We start from the raw sequence: 16,356 nt of genomic DNA on the forward strand, positions 1-16,356 counted from the left end.
TTTAAGCTTCTCTATTCTACTCACATAGTATTTACAATTGATGGCCGATCGCCCAACCCATCCCCAAAAAAATAGCCCGCCTAAACGGGCTGTCAGGAAGAGGCAGGATTAACCCTACCTCTCTTCCTATACATGATGATGCTAACCTACTTCGTTTCAGAGAACTCAGCGTCAATGACATCTTCGTCAGAACCGCCAGAGGGAGGAGTGCCACCACTGCCGCCGTCATTATCATTCGGCGGGGCCCCTGTACCACCACCCGATTGCTCGTAGATCTTGCTACCGATCGCATACAGAGCTTGTTGCAACTCAGTCATTTGAGACTTGATCTGCTCAAAGTCATCCTTGGCGATCGCATCCTTCAGCGCTTGAATCAAATCTGTCACCTTCGTCTTCTCATCCGCTGGGACCTTATCTCCCAACTCACTCATCTGCTTCTCAGCTTGATAAGTCAAAGAATCCGCTTGGTTCTTCAGATCAATCTTCTCGCGACGTTCCTTATCTGCCGAGGCATTCGATTCCGCTTCCCGGACCATCCGTTCCACTTCATCCCCAGGCAGGGTACTCGCACCCGTGATGCTGATCGACTGTTCCTTACCAGTCCCCTTATCCTTCGCATGGACATTCAGGATCCCGTTCGCATCAATATCAAACGTCACTTCAATTTGAGGAATACCACGCTGTGCCGGGGGAATTCCATCTAAGCGGAACGTTCCCAAACTCTTGTTATCGTTCGCCATCTCGCGTTCCCCTTGCAGAATGTGGATTTCCACATTCGTTTGACCATCCACTGCGGTGGAGAACACTTCCGACTTCTTCGTCGGAATCGTGGTGTTCCGAGGAATAATCTTGGTCATCACGCCCCCCAAGGTTTCCACACCCAGGGAGAGGGGAGTCACGTCAAGCAGCAGAATGTCTTTGACTTCACCGGCGAGCACACCCGCTTGAATCGCCGCACCCACAGCTACCACTTCATCGGGGTTCACCGTTTGGTTCGGTTCTTTACCCAGAACCTTTTTCACCAGTTCTTTCACTGCCGGAATCCGAGTAGAACCCCCGACGAGGACCACCTCATCGATCGCACTCTTATCCAGCTTGGCATCGCGAACCGCATTTTCCACGGGAATGCCGCAACGGTCGATTAAATCTGCTGTCAGTTCCTCAAACTTAGCCCGCGTCAAGGTCGTATCTAAGTGCTTGGGACCTTCTTGGGTTGCCGTAATAAAGGGCAGGTTGATTTCCGTTTGAGTCACGCTAGAGAGTTCAATTTTGGCCTTTTCAGCCGCTTCAGTCAACCGTTGCAGGGCTTGCTTATCCTTCCGCAGGTCGATTCCTTCAGCTTTGCGGAATTCTTCAGCTAAGAAGTCCACAATTTTCTTATCGAAGTCATCCCCACCCAAGTGGGTATCTCCAGAAGTGGCGAGCACTTCAAACACACCGTCGCCGACTTCTAAGATGGAAACGTCGAAGGTCCCGCCCCCTAAGTCAAACACCAGAATGGTTTCATTACTCTTCTTGTCTAACCCATAAGCCAGAGATGCGGCAGTGGGTTCGTTGATGATCCGCAATACTTCAATCCCGGCAATTTTCCCGGCGTCTTTCGTCGCTTGACGCTGAGAATCGTTGAAATAGGCGGGAACCGTAATCACGGCTTGGGTCACTTTTTCACCCAGGTAGGTGCTGGCATCATCCACCAGTTTCCGCAGCACTTGAGCAGAAATTTCTTCCGGCGCATATTGCTTGCTTAAGGCAGGGCAATCGAGTTTAACGTTGCCATTGATATTAAGGACTTTATAGGAAACTTCGGTGGTTTCGTGAGTGACTTCGGTATGTTTGCGTCCGATGAACCGCTTAACGGAATAGAAGGTATTTTCCGGGTTCATGACAGCTTGACGCTTGGCGATTTGACCAACCAGGCGATCGCTGTTTTTCGTGTAAGCCACCACCGAAGGCGTGGTGCGGAAGCCCTCTGCGTTCGCAATCACGGTGGGCTTACCGCCTTCCATCACGGCAACGCAAGAGTTTGTGGTTCCTAAGTCAATTCCAACTACTTTACCCATTATGGATGTTTTACTCCAATTACTACTAACAAAGGGTTTGGGCTGATTTAGCCCGGTTTATTTGGGCTATCGGACGAACTGCACGAGAGCAGTTTTTCCAGATTGAATATTTTTTAAGCCTACCAATCTATATGTTGTGGGCGGTTAGGCTTCTATTGAAGGGGAGTTTACCGAACCTCATTAGGGACGGTTTACCGAGAAAGCAGGCTTAGGGGGTGTTTTTATGGGCCGATCGCCGGTGATTTTGGGGTCTATCCCATCAGGATGGCGATCGCCCCCTCTTCCCACCCTTGTCCCTCCATCCATCGAACCTCCGGATTTGGGGTGAGCCGATTTACCCTTGGTTTGCCCATAAGTCATTTAACAGTTCCCCCTCACTGGGAGCAATTTTCTCCTCAGTTTTCTGGGGGGTTAGATCCTGTTTCTGCTCTACCGGCATCACGGGGTTACCCTCGGATTTGATCTCATCCAACCGCACCTTGACCACTTGGGGTTGTTGGGCGGAAAATTTTGGCAAGGTTAAGGTGAGAATGCCATCGTTTAACTGAGCTTCGATGCAGTTCGGCACAATCGGTTTCGTCAAGGGTACGACCCGACGCAACTTGCCGTAACGGAGTTCGGAACGGAGGTAACCGCTATTCTGACTCACGTTCTGGGGTGGCTGACGGTGGGCGGCGATCGCCACTTGAAAGCGACTCGCTTGCACATCAATTTCAGATCCCGTTAAACCGGGTACTTCCACCCGCAATACAAAGCTATTCTCAGTTTCTTCCAGTTCGATCGCCGGTTGCCACACTCTACCCATTTCGGGACGTTGGCACGGGGGTTGTTCAGTTAAGAGTTGTTCAAATTGACGTCCCCAGGCATCGACCTCGCGTAACAGGTCAAAATTCATTGAAGTTCTCATCGGGTTTCCTCTCCAAAATAAGAGTGAATTCTGAAATCGGTAGAGTGGGCAGAATCGGGTTTTATCGAACCAGTGGGCGATTAAAACACCGATAAATTTTTATGTAACCTTCGGGAAATAAAGCATTTAATCCCTACTTTTGGTGCAATGATGTTGCAAATTTCGAGTGGGTTACTTCTCTCTAATGTAGGTTAACTAACACTCTCTTAACCAGGGGGTAAACCGTAAGAAGACTGTTGTATTTGCCGCCGATGGGCGAAAAGTTTTAAATCTTCATTCCGGGTTGACCATGACTCTAGGATAGAAAAATCTGGGTTGATGCTCAGGGGGGCAAACCGTAAGAAGACTGTTGTATTTGCCGACAAAATCTACCCTGGATGTTGATGGGAATAATCAGGTCTGCTTTAGCCCGCAGGCTGAAGCCCGGAAGCTATACGGACGAAGCCCGCCTGCGCGGGCTAATATAGAAACTCGACTTTTAACAATTAGATACTGTTGTATTTGCCGACAAAATCTACCCTGGATGTTGATGGGAATAATCAGGTCTGGTTTAGCCCGCAGGCTGTTCGCGTAGCGTTCCGCAAGGAAAGCTTGGGGCTATACGGACGAAGCCCGCCTGCGCGGGCTAATATAGAAAATCGACTTTTAACAATCAAATTTGGGATAAAACAGGGCAAGACAAAACCCTCCAAGTTTCAGAAACTCAGAGGGTTTAAATCCGGGGAAGACTAATTTATAGCAAATCCGGTTATCTTACGGGATCTCTCTCGATTAGCCCGCGCAGGCGGGCTTTGTCCGTATAGCCTCAGGCTTTCCTTGCGGAACGCTACGCGAACAGCCTGCGGGATTTTACACACCGATCGCCACCCGATACAGTATGAACCGCTAACCACGGCCCTTGCGGATGGGCGTACCACAGGGATAAGTGGCAACAGGTTCGGGTCTTTCAGAAACGGGGGGGGCGGTTCGTTCAGATTTTTTCGCTTGCGCCAATTGGTAGTCTAATTGCAGTTTGGTCAGCATTTCCTGGCGGCGATCGTACAAGCGTTTAAGGGAACGAGGGGGACACTGATTCATCACATAAGCGGTGAGAATCGGCAGGGCGATCGTGCTGTCGGTGTAGCAAACGACAGTATTGGGCAGTTCATTGGGATCAACTTTGCCCCAGCTTACCGCTTCCGAGGGTGTGGCCCCAGATAAACCGCCGGTATCGGGACGGGCATCAGTAATCTGGATGAAGTAGTCATGTCCCCGTTCTTCCAAACCCAGGACCTCGTGAATTTGGGGTTGAGTTTGCAGGAGGAAGTTTTTCGGAGAACCGCCACCGAGAATGAACGCGGCACTTTCTCCAGGGAAGTCTTTGTTGGGGTCCCGGGCAGCATAAGCGATCGCCGCTGTTTCATTGACATCGATCGCCGGATCAATGATTAATGCCGACCCTTCTAGGGCAAGCGCCGCCACATTCATCCCGATCGAGCTATCTCCCGGGGACGAGGTATAAATCGGCACCCCGCACTCATACGCCGTTGCCAGCAAGCAGGAATGCTCTACCCCGCGTTGCTTCTCGATTTCCCGGACATATTTGCCCAGCAGATAGTGAAATTCAGCCGTTCCCATCCGCTTCTGAAACGGTTCTGCCCGCAAAATCGTCCGAATAAAGCCATCGGTTTCTAACAACACATCGTAGTCAAAAATAATGTCGTAGATGCGGATATGACCCTCTTCCCGCAGCTTGATATCATCCACGAATGGATTTCCCGCATAGAGGTTTAATCCCAGTCCGTAATGGATATCATGATACAGATTTGCGCCGGTACTAATGATGTAATCAACAAAACCATTGCGGATCAGCGGTGCTAAGGCTGATACCCCGAATCCCGCCGGAGTCATGGCCCCAGATAGGCTCAGTCCCACAGTCACCCCCTCCCGCATTACCTTTTGGGTCAGCAGGTGACAGATTTCCCGCAACCGAGCGGAATTATAAGCGGTGAAGTAACCATCAATTAAGTCCACGACGCTCACGTTCTCAGTCATGGGGGCGGGTGCAATTTTGCGATCTATCATTTGAGACATTTTTCCACTCCAAACGGTTGAAATACAGGGCATAGTGGCCTTAGCAGACCAAGCAACTAAGGCGATTGACTATGTTCAATCATGAATATTCAAGTTAATTGACATCGCTGCCAGAGGTGAAGGATGGGGTCAGGTTCCTGGGAACCGACCTCATCCCGAGGCAGTGGCTGGAGAACTCAACCCAACGCTCTATCCCGCAAGCATGATGCTTAATGACGGCATCTGACAGATGTTTCGTTCATCTGATGCGAGTTTCTCTATCATGAATCCGCTCGATTTTTGATAGAGCTAGGGCCGGACAAATCCAGCTTGTTTGAAGACGGTTATCGGAACGCCGTCTCCTTGTCAAAATTTTGTGGGTCTATAACCCCGATCGACCTAGTTTGCGGACCCCTAAAGACTTAGGGTCTTAACAGCAGCTTACAAGAAGCTTCAGAAGTACCGAGCGCAAACCTTATCTAACAGGCCGATCGGACCATACTAGGCGCTTCACATCGATCAGTCCAGGACAGCGCCGGGTCGCAATGCCGTTTACGCTTCAACTGCATATCCAGATACCAGAGGCCACGCCAAGGGTAGCCAGTTAGAGCAAAGAGTTTCAACGTTGTTATGCAACCTCTCTTGAGAAGACAACATTTTCACTCTACTCTAGCACTAAAATTCCAGGGCTGAAATCTGGAAATTGACTTTTGTTAGCTAATTTCTGCCTTTAGGGTTAGATAACAGGGGATTATCTCCTTTTTTTGCATTTTTTCGGCTTTTCATCGGCTGGAAGCTCTCTCGGGAGAAGTAGGACTTACCTCAGAGCAGATGGGAAAGGCCGAAATGCCGACAATGGCAGGGTCTGACAAGAATAGGTTTGTTACGCTTAACCAACCCTTGTAAGTCCCTAAGAGGACCCCACCCTAACCCTCCCCAAGACACAGGGGAGGGGACCGGAGGTGGCGTGATGCTGCTGGGCCCGCTTCTCAGGGTAGAATTCGCGGCCAAAACCGGGGCTAGAAACGGGGGAAAAAAACTCTTGGAAATTGCCTAGACCGAAATGCAGATTCAGCAGTATGATGGGAGATTGTGAGTTAAAAACCATAACTATGAAGGCTGAACAGATTATCCGTGAGCTTGAAGCGGAACAGTTAAAAACGGACCTGCCGCAGATTTACGTTGGTGACAGCGTAAGAGTGGGAGTCAGAATTAGAGAAGCGGGCAAAGAAAGAACCCAGCCCTACGAGGGAGTGGTGATTGCCATGCGCAATGGTGGGATTAACGAAACCATTACCGTGCGCCGCGTTTTCCAAGGGGTTGGGGTGGAACGAGTCTTTTTAGTGCACTCCCCCCGGATTGAGAGCATCCAAATATTGCGTCGGGGTAAAGCACGACGGGCGAAGCTGTACTATCTGCGCGATCGCGTGGGTAAAGCCACCCGCATCAAACAACGGTTTGACCGCCCTATCTAAAACCAATCCAAAAAAATTGCCCAGGGTGGGTTGACGCGATCGCCAGTTTGGGTATAGGATAGGAAATGGGTGAATCGCTCTAACCAGCAGATTCAACCCGTGCGCTCTTAGTTCAGTTGGTAGAACGCAGGTCTCCAAAACCTGATGTCGGGGGTTCAAGTCCTCCAGGGCGCGCTGAACCATCTTCCGAAAGATATCTGCCCGAAAGTATGTCTGCTGCAAAAACAGCAAACAACCTAAAAACTTTCGGGTAGAATTATTATCTGGGTGGTTCGTACCAAGTATTGGAAGAACAAGAAAAAGTTTAAGCTAGAACGGCGACGAGTGCAGCCACCCAATTGGGTGTGGCGTGATTCACTGGCTTGGAGCATGAAAGCTGTTGCCAAGAAAGAACTACCTGTTGTTGCGTTCAGTGGGAGAAGAAAAGCAATTGTGGCAAAGAATAACGAAGCAAACCAAGAAACAGCAAGCGGTTTCAATCCCGCCGAGTTTTTCCAGGAAACAAAAGAAGAACTAGCTAAGGTAGTTTGGCCATCTCGGCAGCAGGTAATTAGTGAATCCTTGGCCGTCCTCTCGATGGTCGCCTTAATTGCCAGCTTAATCTATTTCATCGATAAATTTTTTGGTTGGGCAGCTACACAGGTGTTCGGATGATGTTTGCATCGGACGACGACTCTCAATATTCAACTCAACCGTCAGAAACCGACGAAACGGAAGAATCCACATCATCAGTGCAAAAGCGCTGGTATGCCGTCCAGGTGGCTTCCGGCTGTGAAAAACGGGTCAAAGCGACTCTAGAACAGCGGATTCAAACCCTGGATATGGGTGAGCGGATTTTTCAAGTCGAGATTCCCCAAGCTGCTGCATTTAAAATCCGCAAGGATGGAAGCAGACAGCAAACGGATGAAAAAATCTTCCCCGGTTACGTCCTCGTCCAAATGGACATGGATGATGAAAGCTGGCAGGTTGTCAAAAACACCCCCCATGTGATTAACTTTGTGGGGGCCGAACAAAAACGCCGTTACGGACGCGGACGCGGTCACGTCAAACCCATGCCCCTGAGTTATTCGGAAGTTCAACGAATATTCAGGCAACGGGATGAAGCCGAGCCAGTAGTCAAAACTTATTTGACTCCCGGAGAAAAAATTGAAGTGGTCTCTGGACCCTTTAAAGATTTTGATGGGGAAGTCATAGAAGTTAGCCCAGAGCGCAGTAAGCTCAAAGCACTCCTGTCTATCTTCGGACGAGATACACCCGTCGAACTGGAGTTTAATCAAGTCCGCAAATTGAGTTAAAGCAGCTAACACAGCAAATGGCAAAAAAAGTAGTTGCGGTGATTAAGTTGGCGATTAATGCCGGAAAAGCCAACCCCGCACCCCCGATCGGGCCAGCGCTCGGTCAGCATGGCGTAAACATAATGATGTTCTGTAAAGAATATAACGCCAGAACTGCCGATCAAGCGGGTCTCGTGGTGCCGGTAGAAATTTCCGTCTTTGAAGACCGCAGTTTCACCTTCATTCTGAAAACCCCTCCCGCCTCTGTCTTGATTCGCAAGGCAGCAGGGATTGAAAGAGGTTCAGGGGAACCCAATCGCAAGAAAGTGGCAGAAATCTCCCGGGCTCAACTCCGAGATATTGCCCAAACCAAAATGCCTGACCTCAATGCCAATGACATTGAAGCGGCTATGAAAATTGTCGAAGGGACTGCCCGGAATATGGGTGTGACCGTCGCCGATTAGGAACCGATGGGAGATTTTAGATTTTAGATTTTAGATTTTAGAGGTTGAGAAAACTGATAGATTCTAAGAACTGGGGTTTGAAATCTCTGAAGTGACCTAGATTAGGTTTCCAAAGAGACACACAGAGCGATCGCACCACCGTGCTTTCCTTCTAACCTGAATCTCAACCGAGTGACCCATACAAGGGGCAGAGGCATCACCTCGTTATGACCCCAGGAGAGAAAAATGCCCAAAAAAATCTCGCGTAGATTACAAGAACTCACCAAAAAGGTCGAAGAGCGGCCTTATCAACCCTTAGAGGCGCTCAACCTTTTAAAAGAGACCGCCACAGCCAAATTTCCTGAATCCGCCGAAGCCCACATTCGCTTAGGCATCGATCCCAAGTACACCGACCAACAGCTTCGGACTACCGTGGCCCTCCCTAAAGGAACGGGTCAAACTGTCCGCGTGGCGGTGATTGCTCGGGGGGAAAAAGTGACCGAAGCTACCAATGCTGGTGCAGATTTGGCAGGATCTGAAGATCTCATTGCCGAAATCCAACAAGGCCGCATGGACTTCGATAAACTGATTGCCACCCCGGATATGATGCCCCAAGTGGCCAAATTAGGGAAACTTCTCGGCCCTCGGGGGTTGATGCCTTCGCCAAAAGGTGGTACGGTGACCTTTGACCTCGGTCAAGCGATTAATGAGTTCAAAGCCGGTAAACTAGAATTTCGCGCCGATCGCACGGGCATCGTCCATGTCATGTTCGGCAAAGCTGCTTTCCCCGCTCAAGATCTCTTAATTAACCTGAAGGCGTTGCAAGAAAGCATTGACCGCAACCGTCCTTCCGGTGCTAAAGGCCGCTACTGGCGCAGTGTGTATGTGACTTCTACGATGGGACCCTCCATTGAAGTCGATATCAGCGCCTTGCGTGATCTCAAGCTGACGGAAACCGCCTAAGAGCGACTTAAAATTTTGAGGAAACTCAAAATTCATCCCTTCAAACCCCACAATTAAATAGCACAGTAGCCGGAGACAGTAGGTGCCCAACAGGGCTTAATTTCCTACCTAGGTTTGCGTTATCTTTCCCTTTGTGCTGATCAGGTCATGAGTTGACCCGATTGGCGTGGGAATCTGACAAAACCCCGGCTACCCTGCTGGGGTTTTTGATTGGGTCGGGGATAGGGGAGCAGTGGGAGTCATACATTCCACTAATATTCCCAGGGGATGAATGCTCCAGCTCCCAAATGTCTCTTATTTCTTAATCTTCATCCCAATCAGGAGGTGAAAACGAGTGGGTAAAACGCTGGCAGATAAACAAGCGATGGTGACGGAGCTCAAACAAGAGTTGAGCCAGTCCCAGATGACGCTTGTGATCGATTACAAAGGGTTAACCGTGGCAGAAATTACCGATTTACGTCGGCGTCTGCGCGAAAGCGGTGCAACCTGTGCAGTCGCTAAAAACACCCTGATGCGACGGGCAGTTGATGGCGACGAAAACTGGCAATCTTTAGAGGGATTTCTGAAGGATACCTCTGCCTTTCTGTTCCTGAAAGAGGACCTTAACGGTCCAATTAAGGCGTATCAAGACTTCCAAAAAGCGACCAAGAAGAGTGAACTTCGGGGTGGTGTATTAGAAGGAAAAGCGCTGACTTTCGAGCAAGTTAAGGCGATCGGAGATCTGCCATCCAAAGAACAGCTCATGGCTCAAATTGCCGGTGCTCTCAATGGCGTGGTAACGAAGATTGCTGTGGGTATCAAAGAAGTTCCTTCGGGTCTGGCCCGGGGTCTTCAAGCCTACGCCGACAAAGACGGCAGCACCAGCGACGAAGACCAAGCGGCCTAAGCGCTGGTCGGTGGTCAGTGGTCATTGGTCGTTGGTCGTTGGTCATTTGTTGTGGGATGAGGAATTAACGATTTTCACACTCTTATGTCTTTGTCTAGTAACAAAGGACAAAGGACAAAGGACAAAGGACAAAGGACAAACGACAAAAAACTATTCCCTTTACATATTTGATAGGAGTTAATCCATGTCTGCAGCAACTGATGAAATTCTCGAAAAGCTAAAATCCCTGACCTTGCTGGAAGCTTCTGAACTGGTCAAACAAATTGAAGAAGCATTTGGCGTGAGTGCTGCTGCACCTGCGGGCGGCATGATGATGATGGCTCCTGGCGCGGCTGCTCCTGCTGAAGAAGTTGAAGAGAAGACTGAATTTGATGTCATTCTCGAAGAAGTTCCCGCAGACAAGAAGATTGCCGTTCTGAAAGTTGTGCGCGTTTTAACCGGATTAGGTCTGAAAGAAGCCAAAGATATGGTGGAATCTGCACCGAAGCCCGTTAAAGAAGGCATCGCCAAAGATGCAGCAGAAGATGCTAAGAAGCAACTGGAAGAAGCAGGCGGAAAAGTCACCATCAAGTAAGATTTTCCCTTGGGGAATCAATAGACCTCTTGCAAAAAAAGGATTGATCCCCCCAACCCCCCTTATTAAGGGGGGCTTGAGAGAATTTTGCAAGAACTCTCATATAGGAGTGGCAGAATATCAAATTTTATTTTGCCACTCTACCGGATAAGTCCACTGCGGTGGGCTTATTTTTTTTTGACGCAGTGGTTCAGTTAGGATGGCCGATCGCCGCTATCATCTGTCGCTCCACCACCCCCTTCGCTGTGGGGACTGTAAAATAAAATGTGGAACCCTGACCGACTTCGGATTTGAGCCAGATGGAACCCCCATGCTGTTCCACAATTTTGCGGCAAGTTGCTAATCCGATGCCGGTCCCGGGATAGTCTTGGGCGTGTAAGCGTTTAAAGATCTGAAAAATATGCTCGGAATATTGTTCATCAATCCCAATGCCGTTATCTTGGATTGAAAATAAATAGTCATGGTCTTGGAGTACAGCACTCACATGAATTCGGGGCGGCTCTTCGCGACGGTATTTAATGGCATTTTCGATTAAATTTTGGAAGAGTTGCACAAATTGGGATTCAGTGCCAATAATTGTGGGTAAAGCGTCATAAGTCACCTCAGCTTTATTTTGATAAATCTCCGTCGCCAGATTTTCCTGAGCCTGTTGGACTAGGCGATCGCTCTGTAGGAGTTGAAACTGTTCCGGAGTTTGATTCAGATGAGCATAGGAGAGTAACTCCCCAATTAATAAATCAGTGCGATCGCAGAGCTTGATAATTTGCTCCACAAACTCGTTAGATTTATCATCCAGTTGTCCCTTTCCGCACATTTGCAAAAGTTGGGCATAGCCATTGATGGTGGCTAAGGGTGAGCGTAAATCATGAGATGCTATTGCCGCAAATTGTTCTAAATCGGCATTAGACCGAGCAAGTTCTTGGTTAGCTTTTTGCAGGGCTAGTTCGGTGATTTGCCGTCGTTCAATTTCTTGCCTGAGGTGTTCATTTTGCTGCTGTAGGGCTTTTTCAGCGGCGTTGCGCTGACACATTTCCACTTGCAATTGATAGTTTTGTTCCTCTAGCTTTATTTGCAAGTAATTTAGTTTCAGATGACAGTTGATGCGGGCAATGACCTCTTCGACTTGAAACGGTTTGGTAATATAGTCTACTCCGCCAACCGCAAAAGCCCTTACTTTATCAAATCCTTGGTCTTTTGCGCTCACAAAAATCACTGGAATTTGACAAGTTTCGGAATTATTTTTTAACTGATGACAAACGTGGTATCCATCCATGTCCGGCATCATGATATCTAGCAAAATCAACTCGGGTTGCATTAATTTTGCAGCCGATAAAGCCATTTCTCCTGAGAGGACGGCTCTGACTTTATAGCCTTGTTGTTTTAGCAAATTAGACAACAACCGCAAATTATTCGGTTCATCGTCCACAATTAAAATATCGGCTAAATTACCCATCATTTGATCGCTATTCATAAAGGAGCTCCTGGGTCAATGCGCTAATTTTGTCAAAGCGAAAGTTGTTGGTCCAGTCCTGGAGAAAGTGAGCGATCGCTGCTGAACTTTCCGGAATTTCCTGGATGAGTTCATCAATGGCTTCACTATCCGCAGCAAGGGCAGCTTTGTGTAAGGCATGAATCCAGGGGAGTGGCATCCCTTGCAATGCCGCAGGGCCTTGAATAAAGGCAGCATCCTGTGAATCACTCTTGTCTTCTATTCCAGACTCGGGATCTTCATATTGATAGCGCACTCCTAGGTGGTGAGCAAAAGTTTCCAAGAGTACCTCTTGTCGGCAGGGCTTTCGCAGGAACTTATTACAACCAGCGGATAAAATTAAGCTACGATTTTCCTCAAAAACACTGGCAGTTAACGCAATCACCACCGTCGCCTGACCCTTTACATGAGACCGGATCTGTCGCGTGGCTTCGTAACCATTCATGACAGGCATTTGCATATCCATCACGATGAGATGGGGTTCCCAACTTTCCCATATTTCTAGCGCTTGTTGGCCATTTTCGGCTTCGCGGACCTCAAATCCCAGGGGTTCGAGGTAGCAGCGAATTAAGCGGCGACTTTCACTGCGATCGTCCGCCACCAGAATCCGATAAGAGGGCTGATCCGGTTCTAATCCGATAATGCGTGGGACCTGACTGGCTGTTTTGAGGTCACTGCCTTGGGCTACTGACACTTGAATGGTAAATTTAACCAGGGTCCCCACATCAAGGCGGCTGCTCACCTGGATATCACCGCCCATCATTTGGACGAATTGACGGCTAATGCTTAATCCTAAACCTGTTCCTTCTGAGGCGGTTCTGCCGGTGGCAGTTTGATGAAAGGGTGTAAATAATCCGGGCAATTCCTCCGGCGCAATTCCCATGCCTGTATCTTCGATTTCAAAGTAGAAATAGAACCGAGAGGCGGGTTCTAAATTGGCCTCTTCGATCGCAGTTGCTCTCACTCGCAGGGATACCCCACCTGTCCGGGTAAATTTTATGGCATTTCCGACCAGATTGGTCAAAACTTGGCGCAATTTGCTTTCATCGGTGGTGATATATTGGGGGACACTCTCTCGGGTAAAAATAATTTGTAACCCTTTAGAAGCCGCTTTAATGTGGAGCATGGCTTCTAAATCAGTGAGCAAAGCATAGAAGTCAAAATTGCTGAGATGAAGGGCCGATCGCCCTGCTTCGATTTTGGAAATTTCCAGGACATCGTTAATCAAATTCAGCAAATGCTCACCACTACTATTGATAATTGCAATTTGTTCTTGTTGGTGGGGATTTAAAGACGAGTCGCGAGCTAAGATTTGGGTAAAGCCCAGAATCGCATTCAGAGGGGTTCGCAGTTCATGGCTCATATTTGCGAGAAAGGCGCTTTTAGTCAGGTTAGCCGCTTCCGCTGCTTCTTTTGCTTCTATTAAGGCTATTTCAGCCCCCTTGCGAGCGCTGATATCCGTGGAAATTCCACATAAAGCATAGGGTTGACCGCTCAAATCCTGGAGGATTAATTTGACGGTATAAAAGGTATGAATGCCGTCGGGTAAAGTGAGGAGTTCTTCAAAATAATAAGGCACTCCGTTTTCGACAATGTTTCGTTCATTGGCCTCAACTTGCTCGGCAAACTCTCCTGGGAAGAATTCGGCAAAAGTTTTACCCAAACACTGCTCTTCTGAGACCTGCAACACATCCAGGAGATACTGATTGACTAATAAAAATTTGCCCTCTAGGTCTTTCAAATAAATTCCCACGGGCGCATTATTTAAAATGGCTTTTAATTTCGCTTCACTTTCTCGCAAAGCGTTTTCGGCCTGAAGTTGCTTGGTGATGTCGAACCCAACTCCTCCAACTAAATGCTCTCCTCCGTCAATTTCTAGGGGGAATTTATAAACCAAAAACTCCGCGAGGGAACCATCGGAACGAAATGCGGATTCGATCGCCTCGACGACTTCACCGCCATCAGCCACTAAACGAGTGTTTGCCACGTGCTGTTCGGCTATATCCCTACGGTGGACGTCAAAGGGTGTTTTACTCAGCAACTCATCCACAGACCAACGGAATAAACTCGCCAGGTTCTGATTGCAGTAAAGGATTTGGCCATTGCGATCGCTAATCCAGGCAAGGGCCGGACTGTAGTTCATAAATGCCTGAAATCTGGCTTCGCTTTCACGCAAGGCTTGATCGGCTTTAATCCGAGCATTAACGTCTCGCCAAATCAGAGATGCACCTAAGATTTTTCCACTGGGATCTCGCATAGAACTGTAGTTCAGTTCATAATAGTGACGGTCGGGAGGTAGGGCTCCGAATTTCAGGGTAATGCTAAAGTTTTCTTCACGAAATGCTCGGTTCCAAAGGTTTCTAATATTAGCCTGTTCGCTGGGTAAATGAGATAAACATTCAAGTAGGTTATCCCCCAGTTCAAGGGGGCAGCCAAACAGTTTTTTAAATTCGCGTTTAGCCGACTCATTCGCCACGAGACAGGTGAAGTCTGTATCCAGCGCGGTAATCATGTCGGGGGTACATTCTATCAAACTCTTCAAAAGGGCTTGGCTCTCTCGCAGATTCCCCTCGATTTGCTGTCGCTGGTGCAATTCTTGTTGGAGTTCAACCGTCCGTTCAGCAATGCGATTTTCTAAAGCTTGATTGAATTCCCGAAGGACTTGCTCGGTTTGCTTGCGTTCGGTGATATCGACGGCGGTATTCATGGTAATTCTTCGGCCATCACGGGTTTTTCCTAAAGTCACCCGATAGAAGTACCAAACGCGGTTTTCGCCGTTTTTTGTACGAACAGTTTGCTCTTTTTCCTGGACCTGGCCTGCTTCTAAGGGGTAAATTGTCTGGATCGGTTTTCTGAGGGTTTTAGTTCTGTCTTGAGCGGCTTTTTCTGTCCAGTCGTGGAGGGTGGGAATATCTGCAAGTTGATAACCACTCATCCGGGACCAAGCGGTATTCAGTTGCAGCACTTCTCCATCTTCGGCGTGTAGCATGATGGGGACTGGGGAATTCATGATGGCTAATTGAAACCATCGCTGTGACTCTTGGCGATCGCCTTCGATGCGATTGAGCACTTTTGCCAGGAGATAAATCCCAATGGAGTAGAGAACAATCTCGCTGATGAGCAGACCCGCATAGGCGGTTTGTGGGTCATACCACTCCAGTTGATAACCCAGAAAGATCAACCAACTCAGGGCCAAAGGCAAGGCGATCGCCCCAGGCAAGAGTCCCTGCGCCATCATTCCTCCCACCACAGGACTCAAAAGTGTCCGCATCAGCCCCTGTTGTGGAGGGGTGAATAAGATCGCCATAGACAGGAGGAGCAACGTGACGGGGGTATTGAAAGGGTTGCTAGTTGTAGAGACGAATAACTCATACAAGAACGCCGAACCAAACAGGTGTGCCACGAGAGGCCCCAATGCGCTTACTGCCACTCCCAACGTTAAGATCTGAGCGAGTTGGTCATGGCGCGGGGTCTGCTGGGCCAACAGCCACAGGGAGGTGCCGACCAAGAGAAAATTCAAGGCAACGCTTTCCCCCATCCGCCCTGGATAGGGCGTAATCGGCGAGGCACTCAGATGAGGAACCAACAGTTCATCAATGCCGAAGTTCCAGCCAAAAATATACTCCAATAAGGTTACAGATGCGATCGCCATGACCACCCCAGCCAATCCCTGGGCCACGGATTGCCATCGTCTATGGAGTCTTGGGCGTTGTAACAATCCCAGGGCTGTGCCAGAACATACAAAGCACAAAGCCGTATTGGGTTTCATCTGGTGGGGGTTCTCAACCAAACCGTTAATGAACCATTCCAGATTAAAATGCCAACCCAGCAAAGGGATGATCCCCATGAGGATGACCAAGGCAGGGGCGACCCGAGAGATCCGGTAAGTCATAGACATAGTGTGCTCTCACAGTTCGAGGTGGGGTATCGCTAGAAATAAGTCAGGCGAAAGTATAGAGGACTTACGCATTGCCGCTAAAGGAAGGAGTATCCTTTGTGAATCACCCCAACCTAAAAGGGTGGATTTTCACACTCTGGGTAAGTCCTGTATCAATACTTTGCCCAAGTGGTTAGTTTGCTTCCCGACTTCATTCTACCTTGTTGACTGGAGTGGAACATCAGTCAATTGGCGCATTTTTCCGAGCAAGGTTGGCCAAAGTCAGGGAGATCTAACCAAGCTTGAATGGGTTCTAATACGGAATCCGGTTGGGATAGGTCTGTAAAAACCCACAC

The 16,356-nt window shown here is 48.7% G+C and carries 13 protein-coding genes, 1 tRNA gene and 1 other annotated feature; of the genes, 8 read left to right on the top strand and 6 right to left on the bottom strand.

The features are described from left to right. Positions 1-146 precede the first annotated feature (146 nt). From dnaK to NG792_RS05905, 4 genes are all read right to left on the bottom strand, one after another. Positions 147-2,060: a molecular chaperone DnaK gene (dnaK, locus tag NG792_RS05890; protein ID WP_261234832.1), complete on the bottom strand. Its 1,914-nt coding sequence runs from the start codon at positions 2,058-2,060 to the stop codon at positions 147-149. Positions 2,061-2,240: 180 nt separating this feature from the next. Next, positions 2,241-2,420, bottom strand: coding sequence for a hypothetical protein (locus tag NG792_RS05895; RefSeq protein WP_261199793.1), 180 nt, complete (start codon positions 2,418-2,420; stop codon positions 2,241-2,243). Then, a complete protein-coding gene (locus tag NG792_RS05900) occupies positions 2,395-2,967 on the bottom strand; it encodes an Hsp20/alpha crystallin family protein (protein ID WP_261234833.1) in 573 nt (190 codons plus the stop codon). The genes NG792_RS05895 and NG792_RS05900 overlap by 26 nt, the downstream gene beginning before the upstream one ends. Before the next feature lie 885 nt (positions 2,968-3,852). Next, the gene (locus tag NG792_RS05905; protein ID WP_261199795.1) at positions 3,853-5,040 is read right to left on the bottom strand and encodes a homospermidine biosynthesis protein; all 1,188 of its coding nucleotides are present in this window, start codon (positions 5,038-5,040) and stop codon (positions 3,853-3,855) included. A gap of 1,091 nt (positions 5,041-6,131) precedes the next feature. Here NG792_RS05905 and rplS point away from each other — a divergent pair. The 8 genes from rplS to rplL all read left to right on the top strand — a co-directional run bounded on the left by rplS (position 6,132) and on the right by rplL (position 10,634). Beyond that, complete coding sequence (rplS, locus tag NG792_RS05910) at positions 6,132-6,494, top strand: 50S ribosomal protein L19 (protein ID WP_261199796.1); 363 nt, start codon at positions 6,132-6,134, stop codon at positions 6,492-6,494. A gap of 101 nt (positions 6,495-6,595) precedes the next feature. After that, positions 6,596-6,668 (top strand) — tRNA-Trp (locus NG792_RS05915). Between the two features lie 258 nt (positions 6,669-6,926). Then, on the top strand, positions 6,927-7,148 hold the full coding sequence (secE, locus tag NG792_RS05920; RefSeq protein WP_254563764.1) for a preprotein translocase subunit SecE: 222 nt from the start codon (positions 6,927-6,929) through the stop codon (positions 7,146-7,148). Then, entirely contained in the window at positions 7,145-7,789 is a 645-nt protein-coding gene (gene nusG / locus NG792_RS05925) for a transcription termination/antitermination protein NusG (protein ID WP_261199797.1), read from the top strand. Before secE ends, nusG begins: the two co-directional genes overlap by 4 nt. Positions 7,790-7,806: 17 nt before the next feature. Further along, positions 7,807-8,232: a 50S ribosomal protein L11 gene (gene rplK / locus NG792_RS05930; RefSeq protein ID WP_261199798.1), complete on the top strand. Its 426-nt coding sequence runs from the start codon at positions 7,807-7,809 to the stop codon at positions 8,230-8,232. Between the two features lie 225 nt (positions 8,233-8,457). Continuing rightward, positions 8,458-9,174 (top strand): 50S ribosomal protein L1, encoded by a 717-nt coding sequence (gene rplA, locus NG792_RS05935; RefSeq protein WP_261199799.1) that lies wholly within the window; start codon positions 8,458-8,460, stop codon positions 9,172-9,174. A 51-nt stretch (positions 9,175-9,225) separates the two neighbouring features. After that, positions 9,226-9,392 (top strand) — a sequence feature (ribosomal protein L10 leader region). A gap of 116 nt (positions 9,393-9,508) precedes the next feature. Beyond that, positions 9,509-10,060 (top strand): 50S ribosomal protein L10, encoded by a 552-nt coding sequence (rplJ, locus tag NG792_RS05940; RefSeq protein ID WP_261199800.1) that lies wholly within the window; start codon positions 9,509-9,511, stop codon positions 10,058-10,060. A gap of 184 nt (positions 10,061-10,244) precedes the next feature. Further along, positions 10,245-10,634: a 50S ribosomal protein L7/L12 gene (rplL, locus tag NG792_RS05945; protein ID WP_261199801.1), complete on the top strand. Its 390-nt coding sequence runs from the start codon at positions 10,245-10,247 to the stop codon at positions 10,632-10,634. A 190-nt stretch (positions 10,635-10,824) separates the two neighbouring features. On the opposite strand, the gene NG792_RS05950 is transcribed toward rplL, so the two are convergent. Together NG792_RS05950 and NG792_RS05955 are read right to left on the bottom strand one after the other, a co-directional pair. After that, positions 10,825-12,105: a response regulator gene (locus NG792_RS05950; protein ID WP_261199802.1), complete on the bottom strand. Its 1,281-nt coding sequence runs from the start codon at positions 12,103-12,105 to the stop codon at positions 10,825-10,827. Next, positions 12,098-16,021 carry a PAS domain S-box protein gene (locus NG792_RS05955; RefSeq protein ID WP_261234834.1) on the bottom strand — a complete coding sequence of 1,308 codons (3,924 nt, stop codon included), beginning with the start codon at positions 16,019-16,021 and terminating at the stop codon, positions 12,098-12,100. Before NG792_RS05955 ends, NG792_RS05950 begins: the two co-directional genes overlap by 8 nt. Positions 16,022-16,356: the final 335 nt, after the last annotated feature.

The organism is Laspinema olomoucense D3b, from assembly GCF_025370785.1.
Taxonomy (GTDB): Bacteria; Cyanobacteriota; Cyanobacteriia; order Cyanobacteriales; family Laspinemataceae; genus Laspinema; species Laspinema olomoucense.

What these genes read in the sequence shown, in the direction of transcription:
- rplL (WP_261199801.1), top strand. Translation starts at nt 10,245, where the DNA reads ATGTCTGCAGCAACTGATGAAATTCTCGAAAAGCTAAAATCCCTGACC.
- NG792_RS05895 (WP_261199793.1), bottom strand. Translation starts at nt 2,420, where the DNA reads ATGACTTATGGGCAAACCAAGGGTAAATCGGCTCACCCCAAATCCGGA.
- nusG (WP_261199797.1), top strand. Translation starts at nt 7,145, where the DNA reads ATGATGTTTGCATCGGACGACGACTCTCAATATTCAACTCAACCGTCA.
- NG792_RS05900 (WP_261234833.1), bottom strand. Translation starts at nt 2,967, where the DNA reads ATGAGAACTTCAATGAATTTTGACCTGTTACGCGAGGTCGATGCCTGG.
- rplK (WP_261199798.1), top strand. Translation starts at nt 7,807, where the DNA reads ATGGCAAAAAAAGTAGTTGCGGTGATTAAGTTGGCGATTAATGCCGGA.
- NG792_RS05905 (WP_261199795.1), bottom strand. Translation starts at nt 5,040, where the DNA reads ATGTCTCAAATGATAGATCGCAAAATTGCACCCGCCCCCATGACTGAG.
- NG792_RS05950 (WP_261199802.1), bottom strand. Translation starts at nt 12,105, where the DNA reads ATGAATAGCGATCAAATGATGGGTAATTTAGCCGATATTTTAATTGTG.
- NG792_RS05955 (WP_261234834.1), bottom strand. Translation starts at nt 16,021, where the DNA reads ATGTCTATGACTTACCGGATCTCTCGGGTCGCCCCTGCCTTGGTCATC.
- rplS (WP_261199796.1), top strand. Translation starts at nt 6,132, where the DNA reads ATGAAGGCTGAACAGATTATCCGTGAGCTTGAAGCGGAACAGTTAAAA.
- dnaK (WP_261234832.1), bottom strand. Translation starts at nt 2,060, where the DNA reads ATGGGTAAAGTAGTTGGAATTGACTTAGGAACCACAAACTCTTGCGTT.
- rplA (WP_261199799.1), top strand. Translation starts at nt 8,458, where the DNA reads ATGCCCAAAAAAATCTCGCGTAGATTACAAGAACTCACCAAAAAGGTC.